This is a genomic window from Eionea flava (assembly GCF_055393785.1).
Map to the genome: position 1 here is coordinate 773,012 of NZ_AP036018.1, position 13,468 is coordinate 786,479.

The 13,468-nt window shown below is 42.9% G+C and carries 13 protein-coding genes; 12 read left to right on the forward strand and 1 reads right to left on the reverse strand.

What is annotated here, in order from left to right; translation table 11 throughout:
• Positions 1-123: 123 nt before the first annotated feature.
• The 9 genes from ACZ5O6_RS03555 (at position 124) to cbiB (ending at position 7,575) form a co-directional block, all read left to right on the forward strand.
• Positions 124-654: a CinA family protein gene (locus tag ACZ5O6_RS03555; RefSeq protein WP_447091112.1), complete on the forward strand. Its 531-nt coding sequence runs from the start codon at positions 124-126 to the stop codon at positions 652-654.
• A 153-nt stretch (positions 655-807) separates the two neighbouring features.
• On the forward strand, positions 808-1,851 hold the full coding sequence (gene recA / locus ACZ5O6_RS03560) for a recombinase RecA (RefSeq protein ID WP_447091111.1): 1,044 nt from the start codon (positions 808-810) through the stop codon (positions 1,849-1,851).
• Positions 1,852-1,865: 14 nt separating this feature from the next.
• Entirely contained in the window at positions 1,866-2,396 is a 531-nt protein-coding gene (locus ACZ5O6_RS03565; RefSeq protein WP_447091110.1) for a regulatory protein RecX, read from the forward strand.
• Between the two features lie 407 nt (positions 2,397-2,803).
• Entirely contained in the window at positions 2,804-3,403 is a 600-nt protein-coding gene (gene cobO, locus ACZ5O6_RS03570; protein WP_447091109.1) for a cob(I)yrinic acid a,c-diamide adenosyltransferase, read from the forward strand.
• A gap of 11 nt (positions 3,404-3,414) precedes the next feature.
• Entirely contained in the window at positions 3,415-3,945 is a 531-nt protein-coding gene (gene cobU, locus ACZ5O6_RS03575; RefSeq protein ID WP_447091108.1) for a bifunctional adenosylcobinamide kinase/adenosylcobinamide-phosphate guanylyltransferase, read from the forward strand.
• A 7-nt stretch (positions 3,946-3,952) separates the two neighbouring features.
• Positions 3,953-5,068, forward strand: coding sequence for a nicotinate-nucleotide--dimethylbenzimidazole phosphoribosyltransferase (gene cobT, locus ACZ5O6_RS03580; RefSeq protein ID WP_447091107.1), 1,116 nt, complete (start codon positions 3,953-3,955; stop codon positions 5,066-5,068).
• Positions 5,061-5,717 carry a histidine phosphatase family protein gene (locus tag ACZ5O6_RS03585; protein WP_447091106.1) on the forward strand — a complete coding sequence of 219 codons (657 nt, stop codon included), beginning with the start codon at positions 5,061-5,063 and terminating at the stop codon, positions 5,715-5,717. Before cobT ends, ACZ5O6_RS03585 begins: the two co-directional genes overlap by 8 nt.
• Before the next feature lie 62 nt (positions 5,718-5,779).
• Positions 5,780-6,574 (forward strand): adenosylcobinamide-GDP ribazoletransferase, encoded by a 795-nt coding sequence (locus tag ACZ5O6_RS03590; protein WP_464283535.1) that lies wholly within the window; start codon positions 5,780-5,782, stop codon positions 6,572-6,574.
• A gap of 5 nt (positions 6,575-6,579) precedes the next feature.
• Positions 6,580-7,575: an adenosylcobinamide-phosphate synthase CbiB gene (gene cbiB, locus ACZ5O6_RS03595; protein WP_447091104.1), complete on the forward strand. Its 996-nt coding sequence runs from the start codon at positions 6,580-6,582 to the stop codon at positions 7,573-7,575.
• Between the two features lie 25 nt (positions 7,576-7,600).
• On the opposite strand, the gene ACZ5O6_RS03600 is transcribed toward cbiB, so the two are convergent.
• Positions 7,601-7,948: a hypothetical protein gene (locus ACZ5O6_RS03600; RefSeq protein WP_447091103.1), complete on the reverse strand. Its 348-nt coding sequence runs from the start codon at positions 7,946-7,948 to the stop codon at positions 7,601-7,603.
• 288 nt (positions 7,949-8,236) lie between these two features.
• Here ACZ5O6_RS03600 and ACZ5O6_RS03605 point away from each other — a divergent pair, with 288 nt between their 5' ends.
• From ACZ5O6_RS03605 to ACZ5O6_RS03615, 3 genes are all read left to right on the forward strand, one after another.
• Entirely contained in the window at positions 8,237-10,465 is a 2,229-nt protein-coding gene (locus tag ACZ5O6_RS03605) for a type I secretion system permease/ATPase (RefSeq protein ID WP_447091102.1), read from the forward strand.
• Positions 10,455-11,816, forward strand: coding sequence for an HlyD family type I secretion periplasmic adaptor subunit (locus ACZ5O6_RS03610; RefSeq protein WP_447091101.1), 1,362 nt, complete (start codon positions 10,455-10,457; stop codon positions 11,814-11,816). The genes ACZ5O6_RS03605 and ACZ5O6_RS03610 overlap by 11 nt, the downstream gene beginning before the upstream one ends.
• A gap of 282 nt (positions 11,817-12,098) precedes the next feature.
• Positions 12,099-13,412: a TolC family outer membrane protein gene (locus ACZ5O6_RS03615; protein WP_447091100.1), complete on the forward strand. Its 1,314-nt coding sequence runs from the start codon at positions 12,099-12,101 to the stop codon at positions 13,410-13,412.
• The last annotated feature ends 56 nt before the right edge of the window (positions 13,413-13,468 follow it).

Below are 13,468 nucleotides of genomic sequence, written 5' to 3' on the forward strand. Positions count from 1 at the left end.
GCCCCCTCGTTTTCCTGCCAGGTTTATTGATAACCTATGACGACGTCTCCTCTTTTTGTCCGTACAATACCTCTATGCTCAGTGGAGCCCGTTTGCGGCCAAATCTTGGAGAGGAAGCTTGTTATGCCACCTGTTGTTACTGATTGCACCCGCCAATTATCGGAGGTTGAGCACATTGCCGCGCAATTTGGTGAGCAACTACTTATCACCAACTCCACAGTAACGACCGCGGAATCCTGTACTGGTGGTGGTATCGCTCAAGCGATTACTGCTGTACCGGGAAGTTCTCAGTGGTTTGACCAAGGTTATGTGACATACAGTAATCATGCTAAACAGCAATTGTTAGGTGTGAGTCAGCAAGCGCTTTCTCAGGGGGCGGTCAGTGAGGTGGTTGTAGAAGCGATGGCATTGGGCGCACTTAGTCATGCGCGAGCAGATATCAGTATTGCTGTGAGTGGCATAGCTGGGCCCGGTGGCGGCTCGGTAGAAAAGCCCGTGGGTACGGTATGGATAGCTTGGGCGAAACAACCTAAAACTGTTATCAGTCGGTGTTACCACTTTACCGGTGATAGGGCTCAAGTGAGACTAAAAACCATAGTAGAAAGCCTTAAAGAGGCACTGCGATTAATCGATATAACAAAAAATACTGTATAAAATACAAGTACTGGTTGCTCATACAGTGTTTTGGGGTTATAGTGCTTTCATAGAACGACAATAAACCAACGACGACAAATAGCTGTACCTGTAATGCATTGCGCAAAGTGAACGACAGCTAGCAATAGAAGATAACACCAAGAGGATACAACGATGGATAGCAATAAAGATAAAGCATTACAAGCCGCACTTAGCCAGATAGAGCGCCAATTTGGTAAGGGTACTGTCATGCGTATGGGGGACCGCGAGCTGGTCAAAATCCCAGCGATATCGACAGGTTCCTTAGGGCTAGATATTGCTTTAGGCATAGGTGGCCTGCCTAAAGGGCGTATCGTTGAAATCTATGGCCCTGAATCATCGGGTAAAACAACGTTAACCTTGCAAGCGATTGCCGAGGCGCAAAAACAAGGGGGGACTTGTGCATTTATCGATGCAGAGCACGCCCTAGATCCTATTTATGCCGAAAAACTGGGTGTGAATGTTGATGACCTTATTATTTCTCAGCCCGATACTGGTGAGCAGGCGCTGGAAGTAGCCGATATGCTGGTTCGTTCGGGAGCTATTGATGTGATTGTGGTCGACTCCGTTGCTGCGTTAACACCTAAAGCCGAAATTGAGGGCGATATGGGTGATCATCACGTTGGTTTACAGGCACGTTTAATGTCTCAAGCGCTACGTAAAATTACTGGTAATATAAAAAATGCTAACTGCTTAGCAATTTTTATTAATCAAATTCGTATGAAAATTGGCGTCATGTTTGGTAATCCAGAAACCACAACCGGTGGTAATGCGCTTAAATTTTATTCCTCTGTTCGTTTAGATATTCGCCGCATTGGTGCCGTTAAAGAAGGGGATGAAGTCGTTGGCTCTGAAACCCGCGTTAAAGTCGTTAAAAACAAAGTGGCTCCTCCTTTCAAGCAAACCGAATTTCAAATTATGTATGGTAAGGGAATTAATCGCCTTGGTGAGGTTATCGACTATGGCGTTAAGTTAGAGTTAATTAATAAAGCTGGTGCATGGTATAGCTACAAAGGCGAAAAAATTGGTCAAGGTAAAAACAATGTCATTAAGTTTTTACAGGAGCGTCCTGAAATTGCGCAAGAAGTTGAAACCGCTATTCGTAAAGAGTTTATGCCCGACACAGTAGAAGGCGACACGAATGTTGTTGATATCGCCGCCGATAAAACTCAAGCGTAACGAGGAGAAGCCGAATGTCTAATGTAGCGTACTTATCAACGAGTAACATGAACCAGTATTTTTCACATTCATCAGTTAACACCTCTAAAGATGAGTTTAAGGCCGTCAAAGTGAGTGCCTTACGCTATTTGGCGCGCCGAGAGTATTCTCGTGTTGAATTGTATCGCAAGCTATCACAAAAGTTTTCGGCGGCCGAAGCGATCCAGCGTGTATTAGATGAAATGCAAGAGCAGGGTTATCAAAGTGATACTCGTTTTACTGAATGTTATATTCGCGCTAAAGTTAATGCTGGTAACGGCCCGTTCAAAATTAAAATAGAGTTGCGCGAAAAAGGCATTTGTGAAAGTACCGCATTGGCTGCTTTCGACCGTCAAGCAGTCGATTGGTTAGCGTTAGCGCAGGCAGTAGTTGATAAAAAGTTTGCTAATCAGCAGGCTGAAACGGAAGAAGAGCAATTATTGTTACTATCAAAAAAAATTCGTTTCTTGAAAAATAAAGGCTTTTATAAAGAGCATATTGATGAAGCTGTTAAGATGTATTGTTAATATTTATACTCTCCCTAATACTATATTACGACTGTTATAGCTATCATCGCTGTACGTTCTAAAAGCGATGATGGTTAGGTTCTCCAGTCGATTTGTGATTTTTATGGGGGCGCTGTTACAAAGTTATTGTGGTAAAGATGTCTTCTATTTATATTGTTTTCTCGTTTGTTTTTTGGCTTTTTGAGTAACCCGATATGAGGCAAGCAGCCTAACCATTAATTTGCCACCTCTAATTTCCATCTCTCTAAATTCGACCTCGAATCTTTTCTTTTATTGGCTTTGCAAATCATATTTTGTGTCAGCCGCTCGATAGGGGATTTCCTATCTCGGTTGTGCTATCTTCTGCCTCATTTATTCGGTGCCATAATGCACTGTGTTCACTATCAAGACATTCATTAGGTAAAGCCATGGATAAAAATCAGAAGCACAAAACAGCAATGAAAAAGCAGAAGCAAGCGGTTGATGCATCGATTGACGCAGCGTCGACAGAGCGTGGCGTATCCGTATTGCTCACAGGTAATGGCAAAGGCAAATCGAGTTCGGCATTTGGCATGGTTATGCGTGCATTGGGATATGGTCATAAAGTCGGTGTAATTCAATTTATCAAAGGGCAGCAGCTATCGGGAGAAGAGCTTTATGTGCGTGATCATTGTCCTCAGGTGACCTTTTATCAAATGGGTACGGGGTTTACCTGGGATACGCAAGATAGAGAAGCAGATATTCAAGCAGCAGAAAGAACGTGGGCACAAGCATTACCTTTACTTAAGGATGATAGTTATGACCTGGTTGTGCTTGATGAGTTGACCTACATGTTGTCTTATCAATACCTTAATGAAGAGGATGTGCTGTCTGCATTGAGTCATCGACCTGTAGAACAAAGCGTTGTTGTAACTGGACGCGGAGGCGGTTCTGCGTTGCAGGATATTATGGATACGGTGTCAGAGGTTAAAGATAGAAAGCATGCATACGCTAGTGGTATAAAGGCACGTAAAGGCGTGGATTACTAGAGGCAATGACAATGCATCTGATATTAGGTGGCGCTCGTAGTGGAAAAAGCCAATTTGCGGAAGAGCAAGCCCTGCAGCAAGCCGAAAAAAATGATCTGACATTACACTATGTCGCAACCGCGACAATAAATAAAGATCGTGAGATGACATCGAGAGTCGCCATCCATCAACAGCGTAGAGATGATCGTTGGACATTAATCGAAGAACCACTTGATTTAGCTTCTGTGATTAATCGTGCGACGGCGCAACAATGTTTACTGATAGACTGCCTGACACTGTGGTTGACCAATGCGTTGGTGGGGGAGTGCTGGGAGCCAGTACGAGATGCATTTTTTGATGCGGTAAAAAACACATCGGCACATGTAATTTTTGTCAGCAATGAAGTCGGTTCGGGTATTGTGCCGCTAGGCGAGTTGTCGCGTCAGTTTGTGGATGAGTCTGGTTATCTGCATCAAAGACTTGCCGCTCACTGCGAGCAAGTCAGTGTTGTTATCGCCGGTCTGCCTTTACCGCTTAAGCCCAATCTTTTTTATAGTGACTAGCAATACCATGGCCAACGACACGTTAAGCAATGATATATCAAATAATAATATGCAATGGATATTTGATCCCATCCAGCCCATAGAGTCATCATGGCATGATCAGGCGCAGCGCCATCAGCAACAGCTAACAAAGCCACCGGGTTCGTTAGGGCGGCTTGAACAGATAGCGGAGTGCTTTTGTGCTTGGCAGTCAACATTGCATCCTTCAATTGATAATATCCTGGTTGCCGTTTTTGCGGGAGATCATGGTGTTTGTCAGCAGCAAGTATCAGCATTCCCTCAAGCAGTGACAGGGCAAATGGTGGCTAACTTTCTAGAAGGAGGAGCGGCCATTAGTGTGCTCAGTCAGCAATTAGCGGCTCAGTTTTATGTGTGTAATACGGGGGTGCTTGAAACATTGCCGAGCCAATATCAAAAGCATCCGCAATTAATTGATCGACCAGTGGCTAATGGTACACAAGATTTTTCTATGTCGGCCGCGATGACGGCGGCGCAGCTAGAACAAGCGCTAAATCTTGGTCGTGAAATAGTCGATCATGCGTGCCACCCGAAAAACACACATCAGCCCTTACAGTTGTTTGTGGGGGGGGAAATGGGTATTGGTAATACTACGTCAGCATCAGCTATTTACGCAGCTTTGCTAGGCATCTCTGTGACAGATATTGTCGGTAGAGGGGCAGGTGTTGACGATTCAGGCCTAGAGCGTAAGCAGGCGGCTATTACAGCCGCTTTAGCATTACATGCCAACGTATTAAGTGATCCTTATCAAGTGTTGCAATGTATGGGAGGTTTTGAAATTGCAGCGCTTGTAGGGAGCTATCTCTATTGTGCTCAGCAAGGTATTCCCGTAGTGGTTGATGGTTTTATCTGCACATCAGCTGCACTCGTGGCTATCCGGCTTAATCCCGATGTTAAACAATGGATGATATTTTCTCATTGCTCACAAGAAGCAGCGCATCGATTGGTTTTGCAAATCTTAGATGTCAAACCATTAGTCGATATTGGTTTGCGTTTAGGTGAAGGAAGCGGAGCGGCGTTAATTGTTCCCTTGTTAAAATCAGCGCTGCTTTTACATAATTCCATGGCGACTTTTCAGCGAGCGGGTGTCAGTAATAGTGAATAGTTTGAGTCAGACGGAGGCGCCTCGATACCGTGAGATAACGATAGATATATTACGTCATGGTGAATGCGAAGACGGTCATTGTTATCGTGGTAAAACAGATGTGGCTTTGTCTGATCGTGGTCATGAACAAATGTTAAGCAGCATAAAAAATATAGAAACGCAGTGGTCTTACCTTGTGAGTTCGCCGCTACAACGCTGCGCGTTATTCGCAGAAAAACTTTCTGTTCACTATGATATTCCCTTGCATCTTGAGCGGCGCATCGAAGAATTACATTTTGGTGATTGGGAAGGTAATGATATTGATGTGGTTTGGGAAACGCAGCAAACAGCGGTCAAAAATTGGTTTTCTGATCCCGTAGCTTTTCCCCCTCCGAATGGTGAGCGTGCCGATACTTTTGCTACGAGAGTAGTTAATGCCATACATGAATTGACTGACACCTTGCCCCTACGGCACTCGCATATATTGTTAGTCACTCACGGTGGTGTTATTCGCGCTTTGTTGGCACATTGTTTATCTATGCCGTTACAAAAAATGGGGCAGTTAGATGTGCCTTATGCCTGTATTTCACGGATAAAAATAAATCATGATAGGCAAGCATCGACGTTCTATTATCAAGTTGTTGCGCATAACGTAAAGGGTATTTTGTAAGGTTATGTTTTTCACTTCACTTTTTTATTAACCGTTTAATAATACCTACGATGAAACCGTTTATGTATCAATTTCTATCTCCCTTATTTATGGCCATATCATTAATGACTCGCTTACCGGTAGCGCGTTGGTTGCCCGATCAGTGGGCAGATAAATCACTGGGTCAATCTGCCTTGTGGTATCCCTTCGTGGGTTTTTTACTATCGGTTCTGTTAGTTGTTATTAGCAGTATTTTAGATTTAGCGTCTCCTGCGGTAAATGCCGCAGTAGTGCTCGCGATGTGGGTAGGATTTACCGGTGCCTTACACTTAGATGGTTTAGCGGATTGTGTCGATGCTATGTTTGCCAGTCACTCTGCTCATCCGTCTGAAGACATGTCATGCCCTAAGAAACAAACGATTTTGCGAGTCTTAAAAGATCCCTCTGTTGGTGCAATGGGTGCGGTAACGCTTGTCGTTCTTTTGTTGCTGAAATTTTGTTTGCTAGCTGAGTTGCTAGATACTTTTTGGTTAGCGTTATTTGTGGCGTTGATATTATCGAGAACGTGTGCGTTGTTATTTATTGTCACCACGCCTTATACGCCACATTCATCGCAGCAAGGCTTAGGTTTCGTGCTTGCCAAATATACCTCGAAGCCTATTGCTTTTGTAGTAGCTGGCGGTGCTGCATTACTTGCCTTTGTTGTGTTGCCGCTTTTCGATGCATTATTAGTTTCTGGTGTGTTGGCGGCTATTTTATTACTGTGGCGAGCTTATTGGATAAAGCGTTTAGACGGTTTTGTGGGTGATGCTATTGGTGCGTTGATTGAGCTTAGTGAAGTAGCTGTTTTGTTTGTTATTTATAGCGTGTCAGTGTAGGTATTATGGCAGCTCTCGTTATTCTTATTGCCGTATTGCTCGATTATGTATTCGCCGAGCCTAAGCGTTTTCATCCCTTGGTTGGTTTTGGTTTTCTTGTTTCGAAGGTTGAGTCACTTTTCAATTGCTCGCGCCACTCTTCAGCTATTCAGTTAATAATGGGTTGTATTGCTTGGTTTTTATTGGTGATGTTGCCTACCGTGTGTATTGTTTGGTGTGCTTTTTGGATGAGCCGTATGGCTGATGATTTTTTGCAATCATGGGGTGGCGGGCAATGGTCTACTTATTTTTCGCTAGCTTTTTTGTTTGAGGCGGCTTTTCTTTATTTGGCTATTGGTCATGCTAGTTTGCGTCAGCATGCTATGGCAATTATGGCGCCTTTGGTTCAGGGTGATTTATCGCTAGCGCGTAAAAAAGTGGCTTGGATTGTGAGCAGAGATACTAATGAGCTAGATGAAAATAATGTGTGTAAGGCAACGATTGAATCAGTATTGGAAAATGGTAGCGATGCTATTTTTGCGCCGATATTTTGGTTTGTTGTAGGTGGTTTGCCGGCTGTGATTGTTTATCGCTTGAGTAATACCTTAGATGCTATGTGGGGCTATAAGACAGAGCGTTTCTTATATTTTGGACGATGTTCTGCGCGTATGGATGACGTGTTCAATTATATTCCTAGTCGTTTGGTTGCGTGTAGTTATGCGTTACTTGGTCATACTCAGCAAGCATTTGATTGTTGGAAAAAACAGTCAGGCTTGTTAAATAGCCCTAATGCTGGCGTGGTGATGACAGCAGGCGCCGGTGCGCTTAATGTTCAATTAGGCGGCGAGGCAAGCTACCATGGAAAAATTATTCACAAGCCTACATTTGGCGGTACTATGACGGTGGTCAACAAGGACATATTGCGCGCTCTACGATTGGTTCGTCATACGTTATTGTTGTGGTGCGGTACCGCAATCGCTTTTTCAGTTTTGATAATGTATGTGCGATCATTGTTTGTTTGAATCACCTTTGTTGAGAGGTGTGGCGCTAAATAGAGTCGCTATTATCTAAAAAATTATAAGGGCTATTTTGAAGGTTAGATCGTAACTTTTCACGCCCAGCCATTTTGGCTTGCACTTCTGGCGGTAACTCTGTAAATAAAATGATATTTTTCTGGATGAGTAAATTGATAACATCCTCAGTGGCTCGTGCAAAATCCAAATCTGATTCTGACAGCGTTTCTTTAGCTTTATTGTCGTCGCTACTTTGCTTATCTGCCGTAAGGAACTGAATGATCTCTGGATGAGTAGGTGCTAAAAATTCAGTATGTGTATCATCTTGCTCTTTTCTTAAAGAGATAATAGTACCACTGACATCACGTTGAAAATAAGGCATAGCGCCACCTCATTGGTTATCATGTTGGTTGTTCGCACAATATAGACTAAAATGACTAGAAGAGAGAAACTTTTTTGTTATATTTTTGACCAAGCACTACGATACATAAAAATCTATTGTGTTTGATAAGTATTTTTGTTCGCTTCGCAATATTATCGTCAAGCAATAAGGCTGAGTATAAAATGAGTGTAGAGACGGTGGCCTTGTTATAAGGTTTTCTTCTTAACATTCTTCATCCCGCTATTGCTTTATTGGTATTAAGCATAATCTAACCTGTAGGTATTATCGTTGAAGACCCCAATTTCAGAAACTGCAAAAAATAGCCCGCTTGTTGATAAACCCTCTACCCATCAAAATGATGCGGAGCCGACGTCTGAAAATTCGGCGCAGGGCCCCATAAAAGAGTTTCATGATCCGCTGCTCGCCTGTTTATTGCTGATCACCAAACTAGAAAATACTCCTTGTTCAGAAACCTCATTGATTGCGGGCTTACCGCTAGTTGATGAAAAGTTAACACCAGAGCTTTATGTGCGTGCTGCAGAACGTGCAGGTTTAGATGCTAAGGTGAAGCAAAAAAAATTGCTTGATATCCCCGATATTGTTTTGCCCGTGACCTTGTTACTTAAGCGCAATCGTGCGGTTATTTTAGTGTCGTATGATACTGAAAAAAGTAAGGCGACTATTATTGAGTCGAAGACAGGGGTAGAAAAAATAGTTAGTCTTGATGCGCTCAATTTAGCCTATTCGGGATATGTAATATACACTCGCGCAGCTTATCATCTTGACCCATCAATTGTTGAAAGCCATGTTGATACCAATGAAAAACATTGGTTTTGGTCGGTGATGGGATCATCGTGGAAAATTTATCGCGATGTTTTATTGGCGTCTTTGTTTATTAATTTGTTCGCTGTCGCTAACCCCCTATTTGTGATGAATGTCTACGATCGAGTGGTGCCCAATAATGCGATAGAAACTCTCTGGGTGCTTGCGATAGGTGTATTAATCGTATTTCTATTTGATGCTATTTTAAAAACGCTTCGAGGCTATTTTATTGAGGTGGCCGGTAAAAAATCTGATATTTTGTTGTCTTCCTTTCTTTTTGAACGAGTTTTAGGTTCGCGCTATAGCGAACGACCTGCCTCGGTTGGTGCCTTCACAAGTCAATTTCGAGAATTTGATCAGGTACGTAACTTTTATACAACCTCGACGATATCTGCATTTGTGGATATGCCTTTTGTTATCATTTTTTTATTGTTGATATTTTACGTTGGCGGCCCTTTAGTTTATGTCCCCTTGGTTGCTTTGCCGCTGATTCTCGGTTTCGGTCTTATTATGCGTAAGCCGATAAGGCATGCGGTTGAGCAAACGTTTGCGTCGGGCGCGCAAAAAAGTGCCACTTTAGTTGAATCGCTCGTTGGTTTGGAGACAGTAAAAACATTGGGTGCTGAAGGATTGATCCAGCGGATTTGGGAGCAGTCTGTAGGGCATTTATCGTCTTGGAGTCAAAAAATGCGCATGCTATCGATGTCTGTAGGCGTGTTTTCTGGCACGGTGACTCAAGTTGCTAATATTGTCATTATTATTGTGGGTGTTTATTTAATTGCTGAGAGAGAGCTGACAATGGGCGCGCTTATTGCCAGCGTTATGTTGGCTGGGCGAGTACTCACGCCTATTGCTCAGGTAGCAACGTTATTGGTGACCTACGATCAGACAAAAACGGCATTGGATGGATTAGAGCAAATTGTTGCTAAAACCCAAGAGCGTGATCCCAAACGCCCGTTTATTAAGCGTCCTAGTTTTAACGGTAGTATTCGTTTCCAAAATGTGAGTTTTGCTTATCCTGGAGAGGAGGCTCCCGTACTAAAGGGAATATCCTTCTCGATTAAGCCAGGTGAAAAGGTAGGTTTGATTGGTCGTATTGGATCAGGAAAGTCCACTATCCATAAGCTGCTATTGAATCTTTATAAGCCAAGTGAAGGTAGTATTTTAGTTGATGGTATCGATATTCAGCAAATAGATCCTGCTGATTTGCGTCGTCATATTGGTTATATGCCTCAGGATGTTGTTTTGTTTAGCGGTACAGTGAAGTCTAATATTATGTATGGTTCACCTCATGTTGAAGATGAAGATATTTTGCGTGCGGCTGCAGTGTCTGGCGTTCAGGAGTTTGTCGATAGTCATCCGATGGGCTTTGATCGCTCCGTTGGTGAGCGTGGGCAAGCGCTTTCTGGGGGGCAGCGTCAAAGTGTGGGTATGGCGAGGGCGATGCTGAATGATGTGCCAATGTATCTTTACGATGAGCCCACAAGTGGCATGGATAACACGACAGAAACACTCGTTACTCAGCGTTTAACTGAGGCGGTAAAAGATAAGACGCTTATCTTGGTCACTCACAAAGCTTCGCTGCTATCTATGGTTGAGCGCTTGATTGTATTGGATAACGGTAAAATCGTTGCTGATGGGCCAAGAGATTCGGTGATAGAAGCACTACAGAAGGGGCAATTACGTGTCGCTTAAATATCCAGATCAAAAGACAGCGGATAAACAATCCCAAATAGACGATGATGATTTAGCATATACCTCATCTGCGGCGTCAGCTATTCTTTATCAGACGCCAAAAGGAGGGCAGCAACTATTATGGGCGATTGCTGTATTTATTGTTGCTATGGTTGTTTGGGCGTCATTGGCTTATGTTGATGAGTTTACTCGCGGAGAAGGGCAAGTTATTCCATCTCAATATGTACAAATTGTACAAAATCTTGAGGGCGGTATCGTTGAAGAAGTTTTTGTGAAGGAGGGGCAAACTGTTGAGAGAGGTCAGCCATTGGTTCGTCTTGATGATAAGCGTTTTTCCTCGTCTTTACGTGAAACAGAGGTGAATCAAGCGCAGTTATTATCGCGGTCTTTGCGATTAGAGGCTGAAGCAAGCGGTGCCTCCTTTCCTGAAGATGCGTTACTTGCTTTAGTTCCGCAAAAAATTGTTGCCGCAGAGAAAGCATTGTATTTTGCTCGTGCACAGGAGTTGAGTTCTAGTAATCAAGTTATTATTCAGCAGATAGCCCAAAAGCGACAAGAGTTATCCGAATTGCGCGCTAAATTTCAGCGTTTGCGCCGTAGCTATGCATTGTTAAAAGATGAGTTAGATTTAACATCCCCCTTGGTTGCGCAGGGAGCTGTATCTCAAGTAGAAATTCTTCGGCTCAGACGTGAGCTAAATGATGTGCAGGGTGAGATGAATGCTGCCCAGCTAGCCATCCCCCGTATTCAGTTGTCGCTTAACGAATTAGAGCAAAAGCTCACCGCTGCAGAATCAGCTTTTCGCAGTAGCGCTCAAGCTGAATATAACGAAGTGAAATCAGAGCTAAATCGGTTAAATGAATCTAGTCAAGCAATTGCTGATCAGGTGGATCGAACCTTAGTAACCTCTCCTGTATCGGGTACTATTAAGCAATTATTCGTGAAAACTTTAGGGGGCGTTATTCAACCTGGTAGAGATATTGTGGCTATAGTTCCAACAGAGGATCGATTGCGGGTTGAGGCTCGTGTCAGCCCTGCTGATATTGCTTTTTTACATCCCGCGCAAAAGGCGGTCGTTAAATTTACCGCTTACGATTTTTCTATTCACGGTGGGCTTACAGGTGAAGTGGTTAATATTAGTCCAGATACGATTACAGATGAAGAGGGTAACAGTTACTACGTAGTTCAAATCGAAACCGAGCAGTCTTTCTTAGGTGCAGAAGATAACCCTAAACCGATTATTGCTGGCATGACCGTTAGTGTGGATATTCTAACCGGCCAGAAGACAGTGCTTGATTACATACTCAAACCTATATTAAAAACTAAACAGTTAGCACTGAGAGAACGATAAGAGGCGTTAGTCGTCAGTATTTTTGATTTTTGATTTTTGATTTTTGATTTTTGTGGGCATCATTATGCTAAAAGTTAGCGTTTTGTCGTTGGTTCGATATACGCTAATTTGTAAACAAAATTGCTTTTTAGGTTATAAAATAGTAAAAAGGCCATGTTAATCATGGTGTTATTGCAATGTTTGAGTTTGTATTGTCAGGATGGCTTATTCAAGTCTATGATTTTAAAGGTTTTTTCAATATTTATTGTAAATAATAAAATATAGTTTTATTTGGGGCTAATTATGGAATTGGGTATTAATTTTGGGCGTGTGCTTAAGTTGCGACAAGCCATTGTTTTCGCGAGCCTGTGTTTTGGTTCGATATCAGTTAACGCACTAACGCTTCAAGATGCGATCAGAGATATGCTCGCCAATAATCCAGATGTTCAAGAGGCGCGCCAGGAAGTGCTTGCACGAGAGCATGAGGTGCGCGGTGCTAAGGCAGGTTATTTGCCAACACTAGATGCCGAAGCTGGTATCGGTCGAGAGTGGACGAATTCCCCTTCGACAAGAAGTAATTCTAATGGCGATGTGACATTAACGCGTGAAGAAGCCGCGCTCCGTTTACGGCAGGTGGTGTTTGATGGTGACAGGACAGGCAGTGAAGTGGATAGGCAAAAAGCACGCTATAAAAGTGCAATTTATAATGCTATAGATACTCAAGAAAATGCTGCACTAAGGGCTTCTCAGGCCTATATTAACGTATTACGTCAGGCTGAATTGTTGTCGCTGTTAAAAGAGTCTCTTGATGAACATCAGCGAATTTATGATCAAACGGCTTTAAGAACTGAGCAGGGTGTTGGTAGTCAGGCTGATGTTGATCAAATTACGGTTCGTTTATCCTTAGCAACGAGCAACTTTATAGCAGGGAAAAATAACTTTTTGGATGTATTAAGCCAGTTTCAAGGGTTGGTAGGTTATATCCCTGATGCATCACAAATGGAAGTGCCATCAGGTCTAGTGTTGCCAGGCTCACTAGACGAGTCGTTGACCATTGCTTTTGAAAAGCACCCCACTATTAAGTCAGCGACCGCTGATATCGAAGCAGCAGAAGCTCAGCACTTAGCCTCTAAGAGTAAACGCTATCCTAAGCTAACTATAGAAGGCGACCGAACATGGAATGAAGATATTGACGGTATCCGAGGCGATAATGAAGATTGGGTGATTGCATTGCGCCTTAAATATAATATTTATAATGGTGGTAAAGACAGTGCTCGACGCAAAGAAACTGCTGAGTTGCTCACTCAAGCAAAAGATGTAATGCGAGGAGCTCGCTGGGAAACAGAAGAGGGTATGCGCTTATCTTGGTACGCCTATGAGGCAACCAAACAACAGTTGAGTCACCTTGCCCTGCATGTTGAGTCTGTCGAATCAACCAAGAAAGCTTATGCTCAGCAGTTTGATATTGGTCGCCGTACCTTGCTTGATTTACTGGATACCGAAAGTGAGCTGATTACTGCAAAGCAGACTTATACAAATACAAAGTACGATCAACTATATTCTCAAATAAGGGTATTGAACTCTTCTGGCCAGTTAACGGATGGTTTGGGTTTATAGTTAAGTATCATTATCAGTCAATGTCGTTTTTTATAGCAAAACAGTATTTGAATAAA

Coding starts and splice junctions, on each gene's coding strand:
- recA (WP_447091111.1), top strand. CDS start 808: ATGGATAGCAATAAAGATAAAGCATTACAAGCCGCACTTAGCCAGATA.
- cobT (WP_447091107.1), top strand. CDS start 3,953: ATGGCCAACGACACGTTAAGCAATGATATATCAAATAATAATATGCAA.
- ACZ5O6_RS03555 (WP_447091112.1), top strand. CDS start 124: ATGCCACCTGTTGTTACTGATTGCACCCGCCAATTATCGGAGGTTGAG.
- ACZ5O6_RS03600 (WP_447091103.1), bottom strand. CDS start 7,948: ATGCCTTATTTTCAACGTGATGTCAGTGGTACTATTATCTCTTTAAGA.
- cobO (WP_447091109.1), top strand. CDS start 2,804: ATGGATAAAAATCAGAAGCACAAAACAGCAATGAAAAAGCAGAAGCAA.
- ACZ5O6_RS03615 (WP_447091100.1), top strand. CDS start 12,099: ATGGAATTGGGTATTAATTTTGGGCGTGTGCTTAAGTTGCGACAAGCC.
- cobU (WP_447091108.1), top strand. CDS start 3,415: ATGCATCTGATATTAGGTGGCGCTCGTAGTGGAAAAAGCCAATTTGCG.
- ACZ5O6_RS03565 (WP_447091110.1), top strand. CDS start 1,866: ATGTCTAATGTAGCGTACTTATCAACGAGTAACATGAACCAGTATTTT.
- cbiB (WP_447091104.1), top strand. CDS start 6,580: ATGGCAGCTCTCGTTATTCTTATTGCCGTATTGCTCGATTATGTATTC.
- ACZ5O6_RS03590 (WP_464283535.1), top strand. CDS start 5,780: ATGTATCAATTTCTATCTCCCTTATTTATGGCCATATCATTAATGACT.